General features: G+C 58.8%; 21 protein-coding genes. 6 read left to right on the forward strand and 15 right to left on the reverse strand.

Features of this window, described 5'->3' with window-relative positions; all coding sequences use genetic code 11:
• Positions 1 to 27: 27 nt before the first annotated feature.
• The 4 genes from CWM58_RS16470 to CWM58_RS16485 form a co-directional block, all read right to left on the reverse strand.
• On the reverse strand, positions 28 to 1,317 hold the full coding sequence (locus CWM58_RS16470) for an MFS transporter (protein WP_061155605.1): 1,290 nt from the start codon (positions 1,315 to 1,317) through the stop codon (positions 28 to 30).
• Positions 1,318 to 1,413: 96 nt separating this feature from the next.
• The gene (gene idnO / locus CWM58_RS16475; protein ID WP_061155606.1) at positions 1,414 to 2,178 is read right to left on the reverse strand and encodes a gluconate 5-dehydrogenase; all 765 of its coding nucleotides are present in this window, start codon (positions 2,176 to 2,178) and stop codon (positions 1,414 to 1,416) included.
• A gap of 178 nt (positions 2,179 to 2,356) precedes the next feature.
• Positions 2,357 to 3,556, reverse strand: a complete 1,200-nt coding sequence (locus CWM58_RS16480; RefSeq protein ID WP_061155607.1) for a multidrug efflux MFS transporter — start codon at positions 3,554 to 3,556, stop codon at positions 2,357 to 2,359.
• Between the two features lie 169 nt (positions 3,557 to 3,725).
• A complete protein-coding gene (locus CWM58_RS16485) occupies positions 3,726 to 4,409 on the reverse strand; it encodes an extensin family protein (protein ID WP_100681350.1) in 684 nt (227 codons plus the stop codon).
• 99 nt (positions 4,410 to 4,508) lie between these two features.
• Between CWM58_RS16485 and ddlA the strand changes: the two genes are divergently transcribed.
• Positions 4,509 to 5,606 carry a D-alanine--D-alanine ligase gene (gene ddlA, locus CWM58_RS16490; protein WP_012542722.1) on the forward strand — a complete coding sequence of 366 codons (1,098 nt, stop codon included), beginning with the start codon at positions 4,509 to 4,511 and terminating at the stop codon, positions 5,604 to 5,606.
• A gap of 31 nt (positions 5,607 to 5,637) precedes the next feature.
• On the opposite strand, the gene CWM58_RS16495 is transcribed toward ddlA, so the two are convergent.
• Positions 5,638 to 5,841 (reverse strand): DUF2754 family protein, encoded by a 204-nt coding sequence (locus CWM58_RS16495; RefSeq protein ID WP_012968852.1) that lies wholly within the window; start codon positions 5,839 to 5,841, stop codon positions 5,638 to 5,640.
• Between the two features lie 252 nt (positions 5,842 to 6,093).
• Between CWM58_RS16495 and CWM58_RS16500 the strand changes: the two genes are divergently transcribed.
• A complete protein-coding gene (locus CWM58_RS16500; protein ID WP_061155609.1) occupies positions 6,094 to 6,396 on the forward strand; it encodes a YaiY family protein in 303 nt (100 codons plus the stop codon).
• Here the strand turns inward: CWM58_RS16500 and CWM58_RS16505 are convergent.
• The 3 genes from CWM58_RS16505 to CWM58_RS16515 all read right to left on the reverse strand — a co-directional run bounded on the left by CWM58_RS16505 (position 6,393) and on the right by CWM58_RS16515 (position 9,368).
• A complete protein-coding gene (locus CWM58_RS16505) occupies positions 6,393 to 7,499 on the reverse strand; it encodes a DUF1615 domain-containing protein (protein WP_100676214.1) in 1,107 nt (368 codons plus the stop codon). The two genes, CWM58_RS16500 and CWM58_RS16505, sit on opposite strands and share 4 nt — an antisense overlap.
• 18 nt (positions 7,500 to 7,517) lie before the next feature.
• On the reverse strand, positions 7,518 to 8,738 hold the full coding sequence (gene sbmA, locus CWM58_RS16510) for a peptide antibiotic transporter SbmA (RefSeq protein ID WP_100681351.1): 1,221 nt from the start codon (positions 8,736 to 8,738) through the stop codon (positions 7,518 to 7,520).
• Positions 8,739 to 8,855: 117 nt separating this feature from the next.
• Positions 8,856 to 9,368, reverse strand: coding sequence for an isochorismatase family protein (locus CWM58_RS16515; RefSeq protein ID WP_074194103.1), 513 nt, complete (start codon positions 9,366 to 9,368; stop codon positions 8,856 to 8,858).
• Positions 9,369 to 9,587: 219 nt separating this feature from the next.
• Here CWM58_RS16515 and ampH point away from each other — a divergent pair, with 219 nt between their 5' ends.
• The 4 genes from ampH (at position 9,588) to CWM58_RS16535 (ending at position 14,472) form a co-directional block, all read left to right on the forward strand.
• Positions 9,588 to 10,748 (forward strand): D-alanyl-D-alanine-carboxypeptidase/endopeptidase AmpH, encoded by a 1,161-nt coding sequence (gene ampH, locus CWM58_RS16520; RefSeq protein WP_061155613.1) that lies wholly within the window; start codon positions 9,588 to 9,590, stop codon positions 10,746 to 10,748.
• A 105-nt stretch (positions 10,749 to 10,853) separates the two neighbouring features.
• Positions 10,854 to 11,828, forward strand: coding sequence for a porphobilinogen synthase (hemB, locus tag CWM58_RS16525; protein WP_002890201.1), 975 nt, complete (start codon positions 10,854 to 10,856; stop codon positions 11,826 to 11,828).
• A 255-nt stretch (positions 11,829 to 12,083) separates the two neighbouring features.
• A complete protein-coding gene (locus CWM58_RS16530) occupies positions 12,084 to 12,575 on the forward strand; it encodes an REP-associated tyrosine transposase (RefSeq protein ID WP_100681352.1) in 492 nt (163 codons plus the stop codon).
• A 178-nt stretch (positions 12,576 to 12,753) separates the two neighbouring features.
• Positions 12,754 to 14,472, forward strand: coding sequence for a lysophospholipid acyltransferase family protein (locus CWM58_RS16535; RefSeq protein ID WP_100681353.1), 1,719 nt, complete (start codon positions 12,754 to 12,756; stop codon positions 14,470 to 14,472).
• A 174-nt stretch (positions 14,473 to 14,646) separates the two neighbouring features.
• On the opposite strand, the gene tauD is transcribed toward CWM58_RS16535, so the two are convergent.
• The 7 genes from tauD to CWM58_RS28690 all read right to left on the reverse strand — a co-directional run bounded on the left by tauD (position 14,647) and on the right by CWM58_RS28690 (position 20,810).
• Positions 14,647 to 15,498: a taurine dioxygenase gene (tauD, locus tag CWM58_RS16540; RefSeq protein WP_100681354.1), complete on the reverse strand. Its 852-nt coding sequence runs from the start codon at positions 15,496 to 15,498 to the stop codon at positions 14,647 to 14,649.
• Positions 15,495 to 16,322, reverse strand: coding sequence for a taurine ABC transporter permease TauC (tauC, locus tag CWM58_RS16545; RefSeq protein ID WP_100681355.1), 828 nt, complete (start codon positions 16,320 to 16,322; stop codon positions 15,495 to 15,497). The genes tauD and tauC overlap by 4 nt, the downstream gene beginning before the upstream one ends.
• On the reverse strand, positions 16,319 to 17,086 hold the full coding sequence (gene tauB, locus CWM58_RS16550) for a taurine ABC transporter ATP-binding subunit (RefSeq protein ID WP_023288561.1): 768 nt from the start codon (positions 17,084 to 17,086) through the stop codon (positions 16,319 to 16,321). Before tauB ends, tauC begins: the two co-directional genes overlap by 4 nt.
• 11 nt (positions 17,087 to 17,097) lie before the next feature.
• On the reverse strand, positions 17,098 to 18,060 hold the full coding sequence (gene tauA, locus CWM58_RS16555; RefSeq protein ID WP_008805331.1) for a taurine ABC transporter substrate-binding protein: 963 nt from the start codon (positions 18,058 to 18,060) through the stop codon (positions 17,098 to 17,100).
• 210 nt (positions 18,061 to 18,270) lie between these two features.
• A complete protein-coding gene (mmuM, locus tag CWM58_RS16560; RefSeq protein WP_100681356.1) occupies positions 18,271 to 19,203 on the reverse strand; it encodes a homocysteine S-methyltransferase in 933 nt (310 codons plus the stop codon).
• The gene (gene mmuP, locus CWM58_RS16565; RefSeq protein ID WP_100681357.1) at positions 19,190 to 20,599 is read right to left on the reverse strand and encodes an S-methylmethionine permease; all 1,410 of its coding nucleotides are present in this window, start codon (positions 20,597 to 20,599) and stop codon (positions 19,190 to 19,192) included. The genes mmuM and mmuP overlap by 14 nt, the downstream gene beginning before the upstream one ends.
• Before the next feature lie 82 nt (positions 20,600 to 20,681).
• Positions 20,682 to 20,810, reverse strand: coding sequence for a hypothetical protein (locus CWM58_RS28690; protein WP_165785806.1), 129 nt, complete (start codon positions 20,808 to 20,810; stop codon positions 20,682 to 20,684).
• Positions 20,811 to 20,847 lie beyond the last annotated feature (37 nt).

The raw sequence follows: 20,847 nt of genomic DNA on the forward strand, positions 1-20,847 counted from the left end.
ACCTTACCACAGCAGCTACGGTTTATGTTAACCCGCGACCTTTTTTGCCGTGACCGATGACGAGGAAGGTTCGTTATTGGCACGCACGTTGTACATCAGCACCACCGAAGCCAACAGCGCGATCGCCATAAATGTATAAGAAACGCCAGGCCCGCCCATAATCCCATTCAAATAACCTACCAGCCACGCGCCGAGGAAAGCACCGAGCGCGCCGAAGCTGTTAATCAAGCCCATCGACACGCCGGAGACGTTACGCGGCAGCAGTTCCGGGATCAGCGCGAAGAAAGGACCGTAAGGCGCATACATACAGGCAGCAGCGATCACCAGCAGCGCATAGGAGAACCAGAACGCCTGGTCACCCACCATCCAGGAACCAAAGAAGGCGATAGCGGCAATCAGCAACAACGGCCAAATAAACAGCTTACGATTCTGGAACTTATCTGACAGCCAGGAGACCGTCAGCATCAGACAGATCGCCGCCAGATATGGCACCGCCGCCAACCAACCTACCGCCACAATATCCATCTGCGCGGCGTTTTTCAGAATCGACGGCATCCACATCATGAAACCGTATACGCCAATACTCCACAACGCATGCACGGCGCACAGCATAATCACGTTGCGCGAGCGCAGCGCTTCGCCATAGTTACGTACCGGCTTGATATTGCTTTGTTCGCTATCCATCGCCTTCTGCAGGGTCTCTTTTTCCTGCTCATTCAGCCAGGAAACCTCGGAAGGTTTATCGCGGACCAGGATCCACCAGCATACTGCCCACAACACCGCCGGAATACCTTCGATGATGAACATCTCACGCCAGCCCCAGGACTGAATCAGGTAGCCGGATACGATAGACATCCACAGCACGGTCACCGGGTTTCCGAGGATCAAGAAAGTATTGGCGCGCGAACGCTCGGTTTTGGTAAACCAGTTGCTGATGTAAATCAGCATCGCGGGCATCACCGCCGCCTCAACCACGCCAAGAGTAAAGCGAATCACCATCAGCATCGGAATATTACTAACAAACCCGGTCGCCGCCGCGCAGAAGCCCCATAAAATAAGGCTGAAGAAAATCATTTTGCGCACGCTGCGTTTTACCGCATATATCGCACCGGGCACCTGGAAAAAGAAATAGCCGAGAAAAAAGAGTGCGCCAATCAGCGACGCGGTGCCTTTAGTAATGCCTAAATCACTTTCAATTCCCGCCGCAGCGGCAAAGCCATAATTCGCGCGATCAAGGTACGCCAGACTATAGGTAATAAAAATAATCGGCATTAAATACCACCAGCGACGCACTGGTAATTTCGCGAGCATTTGCATAAGCAATCCTCAGATAATGAATATCATCACACGGGTTTAATATATCGTCTTTCAGGTATCGCGAGCGTGCCAGTTTCCCGAAAGACGCAAAGTTATTTAAACGGCAGCAAGCATCCCACCATCCACAAACAACAAATGACCGTTAACGAAGTTTGCAGCAGGTGAAGCCAGATACACCGCCGCGCCAATCAACTCTTCCGGTTTTCCCCAGCGTGCTGCCGGGGTGCGCTGATATAGCCAAGCGGAAAACGCCTCGTCGTTCACCAGCGCGGTCGTCATCTCGGTGGCAAAATAGCCCGGCGCAATCCCGTTGACCTGAATATTATATTCCGCCAGCTCCACGCACATTCCGCGAGTCAGCATTTTAACTGCCCCTTTCGATGCGGCGTACGGAGTAATGGTTTTGCGACCTAATTCACTTTGCATTGAACAAATATTAATTATTTTTCCCGCACGGCGTGTCATCATATATTTCGCCACCTGCTGCGAGACCAGGAAAACGCCTTTCTGGTTAACTTCAATAACCCGATCCCACTCCTCTTCAGGGAATTCAGTGAAAGGGTAACGGCGCTGGATCCCGGCGTTATTAATTAAAATATCAATTGCACCGAATTCCTCTTCGATACGGGCAATCGCCTGCTCAACCTCCGCCGCCTGAGTCACGTCAAACGCATAACCTACTGCGCGGTGGCCCTGAGCCACCAACGCCTGCGCCGCCTGGTCTGCCCGCTCCTGAGTACGGTCGTTAATGATTATCTCTGCGCCATACTCTGCAAGGCCACCGGCCAGCAGATTGCCAATCCCCTGAGCAGAACCGGTGATGAGCGCACGTTTCCCTGATAAATCGAATAAATTTCTCATAAAACCTCTTTTTTCCATAACTGTTACGCGTAACTGTATACGCGTAACAGTTACAAATAGAAGGGGGTAAGAGGTGAAAATGATCGTTTTGTGATCGGTGATGCATTTACAGATGAGGAAGATCAAAAACCGGCATTGACGTAGTGACGTCAATGCCGGTCGAAGAGAAAGAAAGGGGTCAGGCGGCGGTACGGCGGCTACGACGCAGCATGATAGCCAGCTGCCAGATATTGATCAGCACAATAATCGCCGTAGCGATAAACACCCAGCGGAAGCCGGCCATGGCGGATACAGAGGCGCCAATCAGCGGCCCGGCGACATTGCCCAGATACATAAACGACTGGTTATAGCCAAAGATGCGCCCGGTGACGCTGTCGCTACTGTATTTCAGCAATAAGGTCTGCACCGCCGGGAGCATCGCGCCATCGGCAAAGCCAAGCAGGAAACGCAGCGTCCCCAGCTGCAGCGGGGTGGTGACAAAGGACATGGCGAAGAACATCACCACTGCGCAGCAGAGCGTCGCGAGCAGGATCCGCGAGGTACCGATGCGATCGCCTAACTTACCCAGCCGTGGTGCAGAAATCAGCGCCGACACGCCGGGCACCGCGGCGATCATCCCGGCCAGAAAGGCGATATTATTGCTGTCCGGCACCATCGACTTGATAAACAGCGCCAGAATTGGGCCAATTGAGCCGTTGCACAACTGGATCACCAGGGTGGTGAAAAAGAGGCTGATCACCAGCCCCGGGTAGGGCAAGGAGGCAAAGACTTGTTTCCCGGTGAGGCGCTCGCTTTTGCTGACCTGCGGGCGGGCGCCCTCTTTAATCAGAAACAGCGTCACCAGGAAGCTTACGGTCAGCAAAATCGCGGTGATGATAAATACGGCGCGCAAACCGACATGATCAGCCAGGAAGCCGCCGAGCAGTGGGCCGCCGATCACGCCGCTGATTTGCGCCGTTGATAGCGTGCTCAGCGCCCAGCCGCTACGCTCGCGCGGCACCTGAGAGGCCACCAGCGCCATGGCGTTGGGGATATAACCGGAGGTTAAGCCCATGATCGCCCGCAGGATAAACAGCTGCCAGACGTTAGTGGCGAAGGCCTGTAGTAAAATAGCAATCGCCATCCCCAGCGAGGCGCGCAGCAGCATCAGCTTGCGGCCTTTGCGGTCTGCCAGGCTCCCCCACATCGGCGAAACGATCGCCGAGACAAGAAAAGTCACGCTGAAGGTCAGCCCCGACCACATCGACAGCGCTTCATGCGAGGTGACGCCCAGCTGGGAGACGTAGAGGGGCAAAAAAGGGAGAATTTGACTGATCGCCAGGCCGGTAAAAAAGCAGCCAAACCAGACGGAGATGAGATTAACCTTCCAGGATTCCATAACTACGCGTATTCATTAATGATTTGCCAATTATTACCTAGCTTATCAATTTCATTCCACTGGTGTACTACCATAGATGCGCTGGCGGTGAGTTTGGTGTTTTATGAGTGCGGATGAGAACCTGACGAAGCATTTTCTGGTCATTTAGGCTGCTCACAGCGCTTTATGCTCAAAAGCAGAAGCCCTGTCCGCGCATCCCCAGATGAAAATGATTGGCGTGAGCCGCATTGTACTCTGGCCCCAGTGCGTTGCCGAAGTAATGGCAGCTGTTACTCAACAGCGCCGCCAGCCAGGGATGCGAGGTCTCGTTCCGCCAGCCCTGCAGGACGCTGACGCGTCGGCCATCCGCCAGACGGAAACCGCTGACGTCCAGCGCGTCCGCCGTGGCGTGTTCACTGCGCCGCGCCTGTTGCCGATGGTAGATATTGCGGCAGGCGAAGCTGCCGAGATGATCGATCTGGCGCAGGTCGCTCGCCATCAGCTGGCGGGTCAGCGGCTTCGCCTGCTGCTCGACATACAGCGCAGCGCTCAGCGCCAGCGGGCAGCTGGCGAGGAAGCTGCTGCTCAGCGTCACGCTGCCAAAATTCGCCACTCGCACCACGTTATGCAGCGGGCAGCTTCCCTCGCTGTCGGCCACCGGCCGGCTGGCGATAAGCCGCCGGCGATTGGCTTCCGCCAGCAGGGAGGCGCACTGATCTGCCGTCAGCCTGCGCAGCTTGAATGACGTCAGCCAGCCCGGGGGATCGTCCAGCGCCAGCGGTACCAGAGGATTCAGGTGCGGCGGCAGATAGCGGTATCCCAACAGGCCCGCGCCGAGCAGCCCGGCCAGCACCAGCAGCGTCTTTCCTCTCACGCCCACTCCCGTCAATTGATCAGGTAAATATTATGGCAGGCAGGCAGCGGTTTCACATGGTATGTTATGCCCTTTGATGTTATCTGGATGGAAGTTGAAATGGCAAAGATGAGGGTTGGGATCGTTTTTGGCGGCAAGTCGGCGGAGCATGAAGTGTCGCTGCAGTCAGCGAAGAATATCGTGGAAGCGATTGATAAATCGCGCTTCGATGTGGTTCTGTTGGGCATTGATAAACAGGGGCTATGGCACATCAACGACGCCGGCAACTACCTGCTCAATGCTCAGGATCCTGCCCGCATTGCCCTGCGCCCTTCCACGGTGACTCTGGCGCAGATCCCAGGCCGCGAAGCACAGCAGCTGATTAACGCCGACAGCGGCCAGCCGCTGGCGGCTATCGATGTGATTTTCCCCATCGTCCACGGCACGCTGGGCGAGGATGGCTCCCTGCAGGGGATGCTGCGCATGGCGAATCTGCCTTTCGTTGGTTCCGATGTGCTGGGCTCCGCGGCCTGTATGGACAAAGACGTGACCAAACGTCTGCTGCGCGATGCCGGGCTCGCCGTCGCCCCGTTTATCACCCTGACCCGCGCCAACCGCGCGCAGTTCAGCTTTGCCGATGTCGAAGCGAAGCTGGGCCTGCCGCTGTTCGTGAAGCCGGCCAATCAGGGCTCATCGGTTGGCGTCAGCAAAGTTAAAAATGAAGAGCAGTACCATCAGGCGGTGGCCCTGGCCTTTGAATTTGACCATAAAGTGGTGGTGGAACAAGGCATTAAAGGGCGGGAAATTGAGTGTGCCGTGCTGGGTAACGACCACCCGCAGGCCAGCACCTGCGGTGAAATTGTCCTCAACAGCGAGTTTTACGCCTACGACACCAAATATATCGATGACCAGGGCGCGCAGGTGGTGGTCCCGGCCGCCATCGCCCCTGAGATCAACGACAAAATCCGCGCTATTGCGGTGCAGGCCTACCAGACCCTGGGCTGCAGCGGCATGGCCCGCGTCGACGTCTTCCTCACCGCCGACAACGAGGTGGTGATCAACGAGATCAACACCCTGCCGGGCTTTACCAACATCAGCATGTATCCGAAGCTGTGGCAGGCCAGCGGCCTCGACTACACCAGCCTGATCACCCGGCTGATTGAGCTGGCGCTGGAGCGCCATGCCGCGGACCGGGCGCTGAAAACCTCCATGAACTAAAACGCGTTTATCGCGCCTGGCAGCAGGGGTCTCAGGCCTCTTCTGCCGGGCGGCGGCGGATCACCAGGCCCGCGGCCCAGAAGCTAATGACCCAGGTGACCAGACCGACGGCGTAGGATTGCCAGCCCTGCGTTTCAAACCCCAGCAGCCCCACCACCCCATTGAGAATAAAAATTAGCCCCAGCGCCACCGCGTAGTAGTGCCAGTCGCGGCGAATTTTATCAGTGAGCTTCATGCGACCTCCAACAGCAAAAAAACGCATCTTCGCATAGCCGCCCGCGGCGGTCTGTAGCGCCAGGGAGAATGTTGCTGGATTGCGACGCCGCTCTCCCTTTTGGATCCTGTGGCGCGGTTAACACACCAGCGAAAACAGGATTATTCCTGGACGGCAATTACCAGCAATCTGATACTGACAACGGCCCCTCACTGCCAGAATACCTGCCATAGAGCTGGAGAAAAAACCAGCAGCGCAGAGGTGGGAGGGCCTATGGCTGAATTCAGTTTTTCAAAATCGCTTTTGGGAAATAAAAAAAGAGGGGCGCTGACCGGCAGCCATGTCGCCTACGGGCTGTTCGTCCTGGTCTGCTGCTGGGCCGGCGCGCAGATGCTCAGCATGCTGATCCACGCCCCGGGGGTATTTGAACGCTTGATGCAAACGCAGGACGCCAGCCGTCCGCAAGTCGACATCAGCCTCGCCGTTGGCACTCTCTTTGGACTGATCCCTTTCGCGATCGGCTGCTCGTTCATCGGGCTGCTCGCGCTTATCGTGCGCTGGCGTCAACGCCGTTAACGCCGCGCCATACAGTTTGCCCGCCGCTCATCAACCCGTTTTGCAAACCACGCCGTCGTCAGATTTCGGGTAATTTTCGGACTCTCCAGCTGGATCCCTGGCAACATTTCCCGCGGCAGGGTCTTGCCCGCCTTTTTCTCGGCGAGGCGGAAAACCTGCTGATAAAGGTCGGTCTTCTCAAACGCCAGGCTGTCACCCTTTTTCAGCTGGCGGTGGATCTCGCTGTCGCTCATTCCCAACTGGCCCGCCAGGCGACGCACCGCCAGTTCGGTGCTGCCCGGTTCATCGCTGTCGTATCGGATAAGGTCGCCGTCGAGCGCTAGTTTTACCCCGCTGGCTTTCACCACCGCGTTCTGGAAGGCGGCGTTACGGCTGGCATACCAGCCGGCGTTGAAGTCGGCAAAGCGGTACAGCGGCGCACTGTAACTGGCCGGGTAGTTCAGCAGATGATAGGTGCCAAACCACAGGCCACCGCGCAGGCTGAAGACCTCCTGGCGCACCGTACCGCTCATTTTCCACGGGTAGCCGGAGGTGTGCTGCTCGGCAAAGGCAATGCTGACCTGCATTGGGCCTCCGGTATGCACCGGGTTAAGCGAACCGAACAGCTTCTGCCCCATCGGCACCATCCCGATAAAGTCATCAAAAATGGCGCTCAGCTGCTTTTCCGTCTTCACGTTGTCCAGACGGTCGCTGTAGCTTTTGCCGTTTGGCGAAGTGATCTTCAGCGCGGTATGGACCAGAAACGGCGGAATGTGCATTTTTTCCGCCCGGCGGTCAATTTCCTGCCAGGCGATTTTATTTAGCCCCGGCACCACCGGATCGGACTGATAGTTAGACTCCTGCTGCGCGACCGCCAGCACCGAACAGACGTTCTCTTCCGTCGGCGCCAGCTTCTGGCTGTCAAACGCGGTGGCGATGGCTTGCGCCCAGGCCTCCCGATCCTTGACGCTGGCCGGCATTTTCTGCCGCACCACCGACGCCACGTCAACGGGCTTCTCGCCCTCTTTCAGCGTCGGGGCCTGCTGGCTGGTACAGGCGCTCAGCACCATGGCCGCCAGCAGCGTCAATGAACCGGGAATAATGCGCGATAAACGTGCGGCCATCATGCTTCCTTGTCTTGATTAACGTAATGTCGGGATCGCTTCCTGCAGCGGCTTGCCGTCCAGCTCGCGTTCAAAACTGCGCAGACGTTTGTAGATGGACATCAGTTCCACCAGCGTCGTCCACGAGCTGATCAGGTACTGGAACGAGCCGCGCACCTGGCCGAAAACGTTGGTAATTTGCGTCATCAGCCCGAGGGTAATCGTACCGGCAACGATCGACGGAAACAGCAGGAAAAGGCCGAAAACGTTATCCACCTGCAGATAGAGAATGCGGGCGATGTTGAAATACATATAGTGGAAATAGAGACGGAAATAGTTGCGACGCACCGCGCTGAACAGCTCACGCACCGTCGGCGGCGTGGCGCGGGTTTCATCGTCCTCACCGTAGACCAGCTCTTTACGATAGGCGGCTTCCACGCGCTGGTTTTTAAACTCCAGGCCCGGCAGCTTAATCCCCACCACCGCCAGCAGGCCGGTTCCCATCAGCGACCAGACGATAGCGGCAATCACCAGGCCATACGGCAGATGACCGACGATGGGCAGGTCGGGAACGTGTTCGGAGAGTGTCACCAGCACCGGCAGGAAGGCGATCAGGGTCATCACCGCGTTGATAAAGCTCACCCCCATATCTTCCAGGGTGGAAGCAAAGCGCATGGTATCTTCCTGCACACGCTGCGCGGCGCCTTCTATATGGCGCAGATGCTGCCAGTGGGCCATATAGTGTTCGTTCATCGCCGTACGCCAGCGGAAGACATAGTGGCTGACGAAGAAGTTGTTCATCACGCCAATGATCACCGCGATGATCGCGATGCCGAGAAAGATACCGATCTCCTGATAAAACTGGTTGATACTGACCTTATGCGGGGTGGCCAGCGCGCTCTGGATCAGGTCGTAGAACGGCGCATACCAGGCGTTGATCGCCACCCCGACTTCCACCAGAAACCAGGTGACGAAAATGATGAGCGACGTGCCGAGAATCGACCAGTACTGCCAGCGGTGCGGGCAGTAGACAAACCAGAACAGTGCAAATACGCCGACGCAAAACAGATAGTAAGCGTAGAACACCAGATAGTTGAGCGACCAGAAGCGCGCCGCGCTGATCGCCACATTTTGCGATGCCCCGGTGACCCGCAGCAGCCAGTCGCCGCCGCCCGCCTGCCAAAAGATCACGGCCAGCAGCGACCAGATAAAGGCAGAAATAAAAAACGGCCCCGGTTTGGGGAAAAAAGATTTAAACATTATTGTCTCCTGCTAACTTCTTATCGTTCTGCTATTGCTGTGTACGACGCATACGTCGACCGCCGCGTGGATGCGCTCTCGCGGGGCAGACGAATGATGAGACCGGATATCAACAGCTTAGTTCTGCTGCCAGGCGTGCAGAATTGTTTCTGTGGGTTTCACCTGTAAAGGATTGCCAGGAACGGTCAGCGTACGCCACACCTCATTGTAGTGGGCGATAAGCGTCGCGGCCTGCGCGGCGGGGCGGTTGGCGGTGGTGTGGGCATCTTCCGCGATCACAATACCGTACCCGCGGCTGGCGCCGTTTTTAATGGTGGTGTCGAGGCAGTAGTCGGTGGCGCAGCCGCAGATGACGAACTGCTGAATGTCGTGTTCGTCCAGCACCTGCGCCAGCGAGGTGTGATAGAAGGCGTCGCAGGCGGTTTTGGTAACATACAGCGCGCCGGCTGGCTGTTCCAGCTCGGGAAGCAGGGCGAAGCCTTCGCTGCCAGCTTCGAGGCCCCCGGCTTCATCATGCTGAATGAAAATAACCTTGTCCGCCGCGCGCACCAGACGATTAATTTGCGCGACGCAGCGCTCGCGCGCCAGACGCGGCGTGGCGAACACGCCGTTTTGCATATCCACGACCATCACTACCCGTTGAGCCGTCATTGTTCTCTCCCACGAACTTTCAGCCAAACGGTCATCATACGCGGCAGCGGAAAAAGCCGATATCTGAAAGCGTAAAAAAGTCTTTTTTACGCACCGTTACCTTTTTCCTGCAGGAATGTCGTGAATCCCACTTTGTTCTGCGCCACTTCGTAGTATAAATACCCTCTTCTCTTTTATTTATTTAATGGATGATCTCCGTTGAAACGTAGTTTGCTCATTTTTGCTGCGCTGTGCGCGGCGTCGTGGACCTCGGTACAGGCCGCACAGCCCACCGTTGATCCGGTTTTCGCCTCGGATGTGGTCGATCGTTACGCCAATCATATCTACTACGGCAGCGGCGCCACCGGTATGGCGCTGGTGGTTATCGATGGCAATCAGCGCGTTTTTCGCAGCTTTGGCGAAACCCGCCCGGGGAATAATCAGCACCCGCAGCTCGACTCGGTGATCCGTATCGCCTCCCTCAGCAAACTGATGACCAGCGAGATGCTGGTGAAGCTGCTCGATCAGGGGGTGGTGAAACTCAACGATCCGCTAAGCAAATACGCCCCGCCGGGTACCCGGGTGCCTGACTGGCAGGGGACGCCGATCACGCTGGCGAACCTCGCGACCCATACCAGCGCCCTGCCCCGCGAGCAGCCTGGCGGCGCCGCTCATCGTGCGGTGTTTGTCTGGCCGACCCGCCAGCAGCGCTGGAACTGGCTCTCTACCGCGACCCTGAAGACGGCACCCGGCTCGCAGGCCGCCTACTCCAACCTGGCCTTCGATTTACTGGCGGACGCCCTCTCCAACGCCGCCGGCAAACCTTATCCGCAGCTGTTCGAAGAACAGATCACCCGGCCGCTGGGGATGAAGGACACCACCTTTACCCCGTCACCGGATCAGTGCCAGCGACTGATGATCCCGGAGAAAGGCGCCAGCCCATGCAACAACACCCTGGCGGCGATCGGTAGCGGCGGAGTCTACTCGACGCCGGGGGATATGATGCGCTGGATGCAGCAGTTCCTGTCATCCGATTTCTATACCCGCAGCCAGCAGGCCGACCGGATGCAGACGCTGATTTATCAGCGTAACCAGCTGACCCGGGTGATTGGCATGGACGTGCCGGGCCGCGCCGACGCGCTGGGACTTGGCTGGGTGTATATGAAGCCGAAGAATGGCCATCCGGGGATTATTCAGAAAACCGGCGGCGGCGGTGGGTTTATCACCTATATGGCGATGAATCCGCAGGCTAACGTCGGCGCTTTTGTGGTGGTGACCCGCTCGCCGTTAACCCGCTTCAACAATATGAGCGATGGCATCAACGACCTGGTCAGCGAGTTGAGCGGCGCGCAGCCCAACATGCAGACGGCCAGCCAGTAAGCTCGCGGGGGTTTCGCCGACACGACATAACGATCGTTTTGGCGAAACATCCCTATGCCATTTCAGTTACACTAACGTCTTTCATTTCACAAAATCAGGCAAACCATGACAGATTTAATCACTCGCCCCCGCCGCCTGCGTCAATCCGCTGCGCTGCGCGCCCTGTTTGAAGAGACAACACTGAGTTTGAACGACCTGGTGTTGCCGATCTTTGTTGAAGAAGAAATTGATGATTACAAAGCGATCGAGGCCATGCCCGGCGTGATGCGCATTCCGGAAAAATATCTGGCGCGTGAAATCGAACGCATCGCCAACGCCGGTATTCGCTCGGTGATGACCTTTGGCATTTCTCATCACACCGATGCCACCGGCAGCGATACCTGGAATGAAAATGGTCTGGTGGCGCGTATGTCGCGGATCTGCAAGTCAACGGTGCCGGAGATGATCGTCATGTCCGATACCTGCTTCTGCGAATACACCTCCCACGGCCACTGTGGCGTGCTGTGCGACCACGGGGTGGATAACGACGCGACCCTGGAAAACCTCGGCAAGCAGGCCGTTGTCGCCGCCGCCGCGGGGGCGGATTTCATCGCCCCTTCCGCCGCGATGGACGGTCAGGTACAGGCGATTCGCCGCTCGCTGGATGCCGCCGGTTTCACTAATACGGCGATTATGTCCTACTCCACCAAGTTCGCTTCTTCCTTCTACGGCCCGTTCCGCGAAGCGGCCGGTACCGCGCTGAAAGGCGATCGTAAAACCTATCAGATGAGCCCGATGAACCGCCGGGAAGCCATTCGCGAGTCGCTGCTCGATGAAGCCCAGGGCGCCGACTGCCTGATGGTGAAACCGGCTGGCGCCTATCTGGATATTCTGCGCGATATCCGTGAACGCAGCGATCTGCCGCTCGGCGCCTATCAGGTCAGCGGGGAGTACGCGATGATCAAATTCGCCGCCCAGGCGGGCGCTATCGATGAAGAGAAAGTGGTTCTGGAAAGCCTCGGCGCTATCAAACGTGCAGGCGCCGACCTGATCTTCAGCTATTTCGCCCTCGATCTGGCTGAGAAAAAAATCCTCCGTTAACCCCGCCCCTCCCCGGTGGCGCTTCGCTTACCGGGGCTACCAAACCTCATCCCCGGTGCGCTGTATTTATCGCGACCACCACACCGTAGCCCGGATAAGGGGCTTGCGCCGCTATCCGGGGACAGGCGCTAACCAATATCTGTAGCTAAAATTTTGCGCGCCGCTTTCCATCTTCTGCGCCTTCTCCTTGGCGTACCGGATTTCGCCTTCTAACGTGTTAAACCACATCATAAATACCGAATTCCAGGAGATCCTGTGGTTGCTTATCGACGTTATTACATTAAGGGGGGAACCTGGTTCTTCACCGTTAATCTTAAAGACCGTAGAAGCATGCACCTAACTGAAAACATAGAATTATTGCGCTACTCTGTCGCCGTTGTTAAACAACATCGACCCTTTACTATTGATGCCTGGGTGGTGTTGCCTGAACATCTCCATTGCATCTGGACACTACCTCATCATGATGACGATTTTTCTTCACGCTGGAGAGATATCAAAGGCTGTTTTACCAGAACGTTAAAACGACGACCCCTCTGGCAACCGCGCTTCTGGGAGCATGCCATACGCGATGAAGATGATTACCGCCGACACGTTGATTACATCCATATCAATCCACTTAAGCATGGCTGGGTCACCCGGGTGATCGATTGGCCATTTTCAACCTTTCATCGCGATGTCCAGCGCGGTCTATATCCCCCAAATTGGGCTGGCGATAGCTTTGATCTTATCTGTGGTGAACGCCGATAGCCTCTCCCCGGTGGCGCTGACGCTTACCGGGGCTACAAATCGGCGCCAACCGTAGCCCGGATGAGGCGTTAGCCGCTATCCGGGAAACCTCCCCCGCTGCGACCGAAACTTCACCCAACTGTAATCTGAACGACATCTCCACCTTCTACTGTCTGGGCAGGACGGAGGAGGAGCCACTATGTTTAGTCTCGACAACGTACTCGATGACCTGTGGCCTCAGGCGAGGCCCGCCCCCTGGCAAAAGAAACTGTTAAAAAAGCTGTTTCATGAGGAAGAGTTTCAACAATTTGCCGATCGTCATCGCCACCTGAAGGGGCTTGATACGGTCGAACAGGTACTGGAATACCTCAATATCCGTTGTGCCATCCCGGCGCACGATCTCGAACAAATCCCCGAATATGGCCCGCTGGTCATTATCGCCAACCACCCCACCGGCACCCTCGACGGCCTGGCGCTCCTGTATGCGGTATCCCGCGTGCGCCGCGACGTCAAAGTGGTCACCAACCGCATGCTCACCCACCTTGAGCCCCTGAGCTCGCTGTTTATCCCGGTGGATAACATTCATGGCCGCACCGCTAAAGCGGCGCTGCAGCAGATGGACCAGCAGCTGCAGGCCGGCGGGGTGCTGATCTTCTTCCCGGCGGGAGAAGTCTCCCGCCTCACCCGTCGCGGTATCCGCGATAGAAAATGGCACTCCGGTTTTATTAAGCTGGCGGCAAAATATCGCGCCCCGCTGCTGCCGGCGTGGATTAACGCCCACAACAGCGCCCTGTTTTATGCCAGCACGCTGATATCAGACAACCTGCCGCTGCTCCTGCTGATGCAGCAGATGTTTCGCCGGCGCAACAGCAGCCTGCCGGTGCGCATCGGCCAGCAGATCCCCTGGTCGAACTGGTTCGATGCGCAGTCCAGCGCTCGCGATCTTACCAGCCGCTGCTATCAGCATCTTGAACAGCTGCGCAAAGGACTGCCGGGGCAGTTCAAAACCGCAAGCGCCATCGCCCGCCCGGAAGATCGGGCGCGGCTCAAACGTGAGCTGAACAAGGCCGAATGCCTGGGCCGTACCGCCGACGGCAAAATGATTTACCTCTGGCAGCGCAACGGCCAGGAGGAAGCGCCGCTGCTGCGCGAGCTGGGACGCCTGCGGGAAATCGCCTTCCGCGCGGTCGGGGAAGGCAGCGGTAAACGGCGGGATATCGACGGGTATGACGATGACTATCTGCATCTGATCCTGTGGGATGAAGACGATCTGGAAATCGTCGGCGCTTACCGCTTTATGCCGACGGCCATCCAGCTGGCAAAGCGCGGCCTGGAAGGGATCTACAGTTACAGCCTGTTCCATTACGACGGGCGGATGGACGATGTCCTGCAGCACGGCATTGAGCTGGGGCGCAGCTTTATCCAGCCGCGCTACTGGGGGCGTCGCGGGCTGGATTATCTGTGGTCCGGCATCGGCGCTTATCTGGCGCGCTATCCGCACTATCGCTATCTGTTTGGTCCGGTGTCGATTTCTGGCGGGTTGCCGCCCGCCGCCCGCGATCTGCTGGTGGCGTTCTACCGGCTGTGGTTCCCGGCGACGCATCCGCTGGCGGAGTCGCGTCGACCTTATCCGGCGTCGCTGCCCGACGTGCTGGCGCAGTTTGGCGGGGAGGATTATAACGACGACCTGGCCCGGCTGAAGTCCCTGCTCGGCAATCTCGGCTGCGCGATCCCGCCGCTGTATAAGCAGTACTCGGAAGTGTGTGAGCCGGGCGGCGTGCAGTTTATCGATTTCGGCAGCGACCCGGATTTCAATAACTGCGTGGATGGTCTGGTGCTGGTGGATCTCACCTACCTGAAGGCCAATCGCTATCAGCGCTATATTGGCGCGCATCTGAGTGCGCAAAAATCGGCATAAACGCTTTTTCCCGGCTTGCGGCGCGTTGCGCCTTCGCCGGGCTACGGTTCACCGTTTCCGGCGGTTCGGTAGCCCGGAAAAGGCGCGTCAGGCGCCGCCTCCGGGAAGCAGCGGGCAATGCAGCATCCGCTTTTCTCCGCGGCTCACGGCTGATGCCTTAACCGGCTACAAGCATTACCCCGCCCGGTAATACGGTTTATCGCCGAGGATCGTCGCCCGGTGCATGATCCGCCGCTGTGGCAGATAGTCGGCGTTGGCGTAATGCTGGGTCACCCGGTTATCCCAGATAGCGACATCGTTCGGCTGCCAGCGCCAGCGCACCTGAAACTCCGGTTTAGTCACATGGGCAAACAGGAAGTTCAGCAGCGCCGCGCTCTCTTTCTCGCTCACCTCGACAATTCGCGTGGTAAACCCTTCATTAACGAACAGCGCCTGCTTGCCGGTCACCGGGTGGGTACGCACTACCGGATGCAGCAGCGGCGGATGCTTCGCCACCGCTTCCTGCCAGCGCCGATGCTCGGCTTCAGTCTTGTTGTACTTATACTCCTGGAACGATTTGCGGAAATCGTGTTCGGCATGCAGGCCGCTCAGCAGCTGCCGGAAAGGTTCTGACAGCGCTTCCCAGGCGGCGATGCCGCTGGTCCACAGGGTGTCCCCGCCGGTCGTCGGCAACTCTTTCGCCGCCAGAATGGCGCCAGCGGGCGGCGTATCGATAAAGGTGACATCGGTATGCCAGTTGTCATTGTCCGGGGGATTATCGTTGTGGGTATCGAGGACGATAATCTCTTCCACGCCAAGGGCGTGAGGGTAGACCGGATGGATATGCAGGTCGCCAAACCGCAGCGCCAGGTCGCGCTGTTGCGCCGGGGTGATATTCTGCTCGCGCAGGAACACCACCTGATGACGCAGTACCGCGTGATACAGCTGTTCAAACTGGTTGTCGCTCAGCGGACGGGTTAAATCCGCCCCGGTCACCTGCGCGCCAATATACGGCCCCAGCGGGGTAATGCTCAGACGTTCACTCATTGTACTTCTCCATGCCAGGGCGTCAGGCGGCGCTGCAGCGCGCGCAGACCCAGTTCCAGTAAAAAGGCGATAATGGCAATCACCGCGATCCCCGCCAGCACCACATCGGTCGCGAGAAACTCGCCAGCAGACTGCACCATAAACCCTAACCCGCGAGTGGCGGCGATCAGCTCAGCGGCCACCAGCGTTGACCAACCCACCCCGAGACCAATGCGCAACCCGGTGAGGATCTCCGGCAGCGCGCCGGGGAGGATCACCAGCCACAGCACCTGCGCCCGGCTGGCGCCCAGCGAACGGGCGGCGCGAATGCGCACCTGCTGTGCGCTTTTTACCCCTGCCAGCGCCGACATCGCTACCGGGGCGAAAATCGCCAGGTAGATCAGCAGGATCTTCGAGGTTTCACCGATGCCAAACCAGATCACCATCAGCGGTAGGTAGGCCAGCGGCGGCACCGGACGATAGAGTTCGATCAGCGGATCGAGGATCCCGCGCACCGTCGGGTTGAGCCCCATGGCGATCCCCACCGGTACGCCAATAAGCACTGCCGCCAGCAGGGCGATGACGATCCGCGTCAGGCTCGCCGCCAGATGCTGCCAGAGCGTCGCATCCATAAAGCCCTGCGGCCCGGCGATAGTGATAAGCTTCTGCAGCACCTGGCCCGGCGGCGGCAGAAACAGCGGGCTAATCAGCTGCAGCGCCGCGACCGCCCACCAGACGACCAGCAATACCGCCAGGGTCGCCACGCTGAGGGTGAGCTGACGGGAGAGCGGCCAGCGCCACTTCAGCGTCGACTGACGCGGTTTGTCGTTCAGTAGCACGCTCATGAGAAAGCCTCCCGTTGGTCAAACACCCGGCTCAGAATGTATTCCCGCTGTTCAATAAAGCGCGGGTCGGATTTGATGCTGCGGCAGGGTTCTCCTGCGACAAAACGACGGCTGAAATCAAGCGGCAGCCGCTCCACCACCCGACCCGGCCCCGGCGACAGCAGCACCAGCTCGGTCGCCATGAAAATGGCTTCTTCAATGTCATGAGTGATCAGCAGCACCTGTTTGCCGGTCTCATGCCAGAGCGTCAACAACAGCGTTTGCATCTGCTCGCGGGTAAAGGCGTCAAGCGCGCCGAAGGGCTCATCCAGCAGCAACAGCTGCGGGTTAGCCGCCAGCGCCCGGGCGATACCCACCCGCTGGCGTTGACCACCGGACAGCTGCCAGATAAAGCGCTTTTCCGCCCCTTCGAGGCCCACCTTCTTCAGCATCTGCGCCGCCGCTTGCCGGCGCTGCGCTTTATCCACGCCCGCCAGCTGGAGGCCCAGCGCCACGTTATCCTGCACATTGCGCCACGGCAGCAGGCCTTCATTCTGGAAGACCACGCCGCGCTCTGCGCCCGGCCCGGTCACCCGCTGACCTTCGAGGGTGATGCTGCCGTGCTGATAGGGCACGAATCCGGCAATCAGGTTCAGCAGGGTAGTTTTACCGCAGCCCGAGGGCCCCAGCACCACCAACAGCTCCCCACTCTCCAGCGTCAGGTTGATATCCGCCAGCGCCGGTTTACCGCCGTAGTCGGCGGAAAGATGCGAGATTTGCAGCATCGCCGCCTCCTTTACTTCACGAAACGGTCAGTGACGTACTGACGATAATCGGTTCCCGCCGCAGGCACTTTGCCCTGCTCTTTCAGGAAGCGCGCGGTATCGACGATGGCCTGATTGACCGGGCCGTTCAATGCCTGCGCCTGCTCAGCGGCGGTCAGATAGGTGTTCCCCTTCACCAGCCCCGGAACATCGGCTTCCGGCACGCCGCTCAGGCGCGCCAGCTTGCTGATGTTGTCCGGCTGTTTCAGCCATGTTTCCGGGTTGGCGATGTAGGGCTGCTGGGCGTCGATGGCGCTTTTAGCAAAGGCTTTGACGATCTCCGGATGCTGCTCGGCGAAGTCCTTACGGACCACCCAGACGTCGAGGGTTGGCGCGCCCCACTCCCCAACCTGCGCGGAATCGGTCAGCACCTTGCCCTCTTTTTCCAGTTCGTTAACCGCTGGCGCCCAGACGTAAGCGCCATCGATATCCCCGCGCTGCCAGGCGGCGATAATCGCTGGCGGCTGCAGGTTAATAATCTGCACCTGTCCCGGCTTGATGCCCCAGTGTTTGAGCGCCGACAGCAGGCTGTAGTGGGTGGTGGAGATAAACGGCACGGCAATGCGCTTGCCGATCAGATCTTCCGGTTTGGTAATGCTTTTTTTCACCACCAGCGCTTCGGAGTTGCCGAGCTTTGAAGCGAGCAGGAACACTTCAATCGGCACCTGCTGACTGGCAGCCACCGCCAGCGGGCTGGAGCCGATATTGCCGATCTGCACATCGCCGGAGGCCAGAGCACGCACCACGCTGGCGCCGCTGTCAAATTTCCGCCAGTCGACGGTCGCGCCGCTGGTTTTGGCGAAGGTGTTGTCCGCCTGGGCGACTTTCGCCGGCTCAGCGGAGGTTTGATACGCCACGGTCACGTTGACCGCCTGCGCCTGGAAGGCGGCGACGGCCAGCGCCGCCAGAAGAGTAATTCGCGATGTGAATGCCATAGTGTCTGCTTCCCCTGAGTTGTTATAGGTGCAGTATTTCCGGCATCAGGAGGGAGATGAAGTAATTAAAAATTCTGGCTAATAGCGAATCGTTTTTAGAACAAAAGCGGGAAAGGATAGTTGGTTTTGTGCGGTGGGTTGGTGCCGGGTGCCGGCGACGGATCGCGCAATGTGTAGGCCGGGTAAGCGCAGCGCCACCCGGCACAAAACTCAGCGCTTCGCGTTAAGCGCAGCGATGTCCTTCGGCGTGGTGCGGCAGCAGCCGCCAATCAGCTTCGCCCCGGCCGCCAGCCACTGCGGCAGATAATCCGCCAGGGTGGCGCAGGCTTCGCCATGATGGTGCCAGGTCTTGCTCACCGCATCATAATGTTCGCCAGAGTTAGGATAGACCACCAGCGGCAGGGCCGTCAGGCTGTGCAGATGCGCCAGCGCCGCGGGCGTATTTTCCAGGGCGATACAGTTGATGCCCACCGCCACCACCTGTGGGTTATCCGCCAGGGCAGCCATCACCTCGCGCAGCGGCGTGCCATCGCTGAGATGTTCGGCGTCGCGCAGCGTGAAAGAGTACCAGGCGCGGGCGCGGGGATAGTCTTGCAGCAGGGCCGTCAGCGCCTGGATCTCAGCGAAGGACGGCAGGGTTTCACAGGCCAGCAGGTCGGCGCCCGCATCCAGAAGGGCTTCGACGCGCGGGCGGTGGAAATCCTGGAACTCTGCCGCGCTGCGCTGATAATCGCCGCGATACTCCGAGCCGTCGGCGAGAAACGCGCCATACGGCCCTACCGAACCGGCCACCAGCAGCGTACCAGCCTGCGGGTTCTCAGCGAGGTACGCCTCGCGTGCTTTGCGCGCCAGTTCGACGCTTTTGCCGATCAGCGCCCGGGACTGCGCATCATCCAGTCCACGCGCGGCAAAACCCGCCGGGGTGGCCTGATAGCTGGCGGTGATCGCCACCTGCGCCCCGGCGCGAAAGTAGTCGAGATGCACATCGCGGATCAGCTGCGGGTTCTCCAGCAGCACTTTCGCCGACCACAGGCTGTCGGCCAGATCGCAACCGCGCGCCTCCAGCTCGGTGGCCATAGCGCCATCCAGCAGGACATAAGGCTGGGCGGCCAGAAGGGCAGTGAACGGATTAATCTGCGACATGTTGGGACTCCTGAGTCATATTCCGTGAACGAGTGAGATACCAGGCACCATAGCACAGGGCCACAAAGGGGATCCCGCACCACAGCGCAATTCTCTGGCTCGGGTCAAAGGCGAGGCCCACGCAGGCCACCAGGCACAGCACAAAGCCCAGAACGGGCACCACCGGATACCAGGGAGCGCGATACTGCAGATCGCTCAGGGCCTTACCCTGCTGCAGATGGCGGCGGCGGAACATAAAGTGCGAAGCGCAGATGCTCAACCACACCGCCACCACCGCAAAGCCGGAGATCGCCGACAGCGCCACAAACACCGTATCGGGCGCCACCACGCTGGAGAACAACGCCAGCACGCCACCCAGCATACTGACCGACAGCGCAGTCACCGGGACGCCCCGTTTATTGACTTTGGCAAAGCAGGTCGGAAGCGTCTTCTCGTTCGACAACGACCACAGCATCCGCCCGGAAGCGTACAGGCCGGAGTTTGCCGCCGACAGGATCGCCGTCAGGATCACGAAGTTGAAAATGTCCGCCGCGTAAGGGATGCCCACCTTTTCAAACACCAGCACGAAGGGGCTTTTCTCCACCCCCGCCTGCTGCATTGGGATCAGCGCCGCCAGCACAAACACGGTGCCGATAAAGAAAATGATCAGCCGGGCGATGGTAGTGCGGATGGCGACCGGAATGACCTTGTGCGGGTTTTCCGTCTCTCCGGCGGCAATGCCGATAAGCTCCGTTCCGGAGAAGGCGAAGTTCACCGCCACCATGGTCATCAGGATCGGCAGGCCGCCATGCGGGAACCAGCCTTCGGCGGTGATATTATGCAGGCCCGGCGCCGGGGAGCCATCCTGCATCGGAATGAAGCCGAAAATGGCCGCGCCGCCGAGAATAATAAACGCGATGATGGTGATCACTTTCACCAGCGAGAACCAGAACTCGCCTTCGGCGAAGAAGCGCGTCGAAATGATGTTAAGGCCGAAGATCACTGCGCAGAATACCACGCACCAGATCCAGACCGGCACCTGCGGGAACCAGTACTGCATGCAGAAGCCCGCCGCGGTAAAACTCGACCCCAACGCCACCGTCCACGTCAGCCAGTAGAGCCACGCCACGGTATAACCCGTCGCCGGGCCAAGATAGCGCGCCGCGTAGACGTGGAAGGCGCCGGTCTCCGGCATCGCCACCGACAGTTCACCGAGACACTGCATCACCAGCCAAACCACCAGAGCGCCAATCAGGTACGCCAGCAGCGTCCCGGCCGCGCCGGTGGTAGAGATGATATAGCCGGTATTAAAGAATAAGCCGGTGCCAATCACGCCGCCGAGCGACAGCATGATCAGATGGCGCGTTTTCATGGTGCGCTTCAGTTGCCCACCTTGTTGTTGTGTTGTGCTTTGCATTTTATTTTCTCACGCCAGCCCGCTTGCCCGGGTCATGATGCGTATAAACGTATAGACATCTAAACATCCAAAAGAAGAAGAGTTATACCGTGACGCCGCGGAAAAAGCAAAGCCGCTGCACCAGAGCACGCGCCGACAGCGTGCAGCCTGCCCCATTTTTGCGCAGCGCCGGCTGGCGCGCCACGGACTGACGCCTCATCGCGACAGACAACGTTCTGGCACTCTCTTTGCAGCCTGTCGTTCAGAAC

The organism is Klebsiella sp. H-Nf2 (assembly GCF_002806645.1).
Lineage (GTDB): Bacteria > Pseudomonadota > Gammaproteobacteria > Enterobacterales > Enterobacteriaceae > Klebsiella > Klebsiella variicola.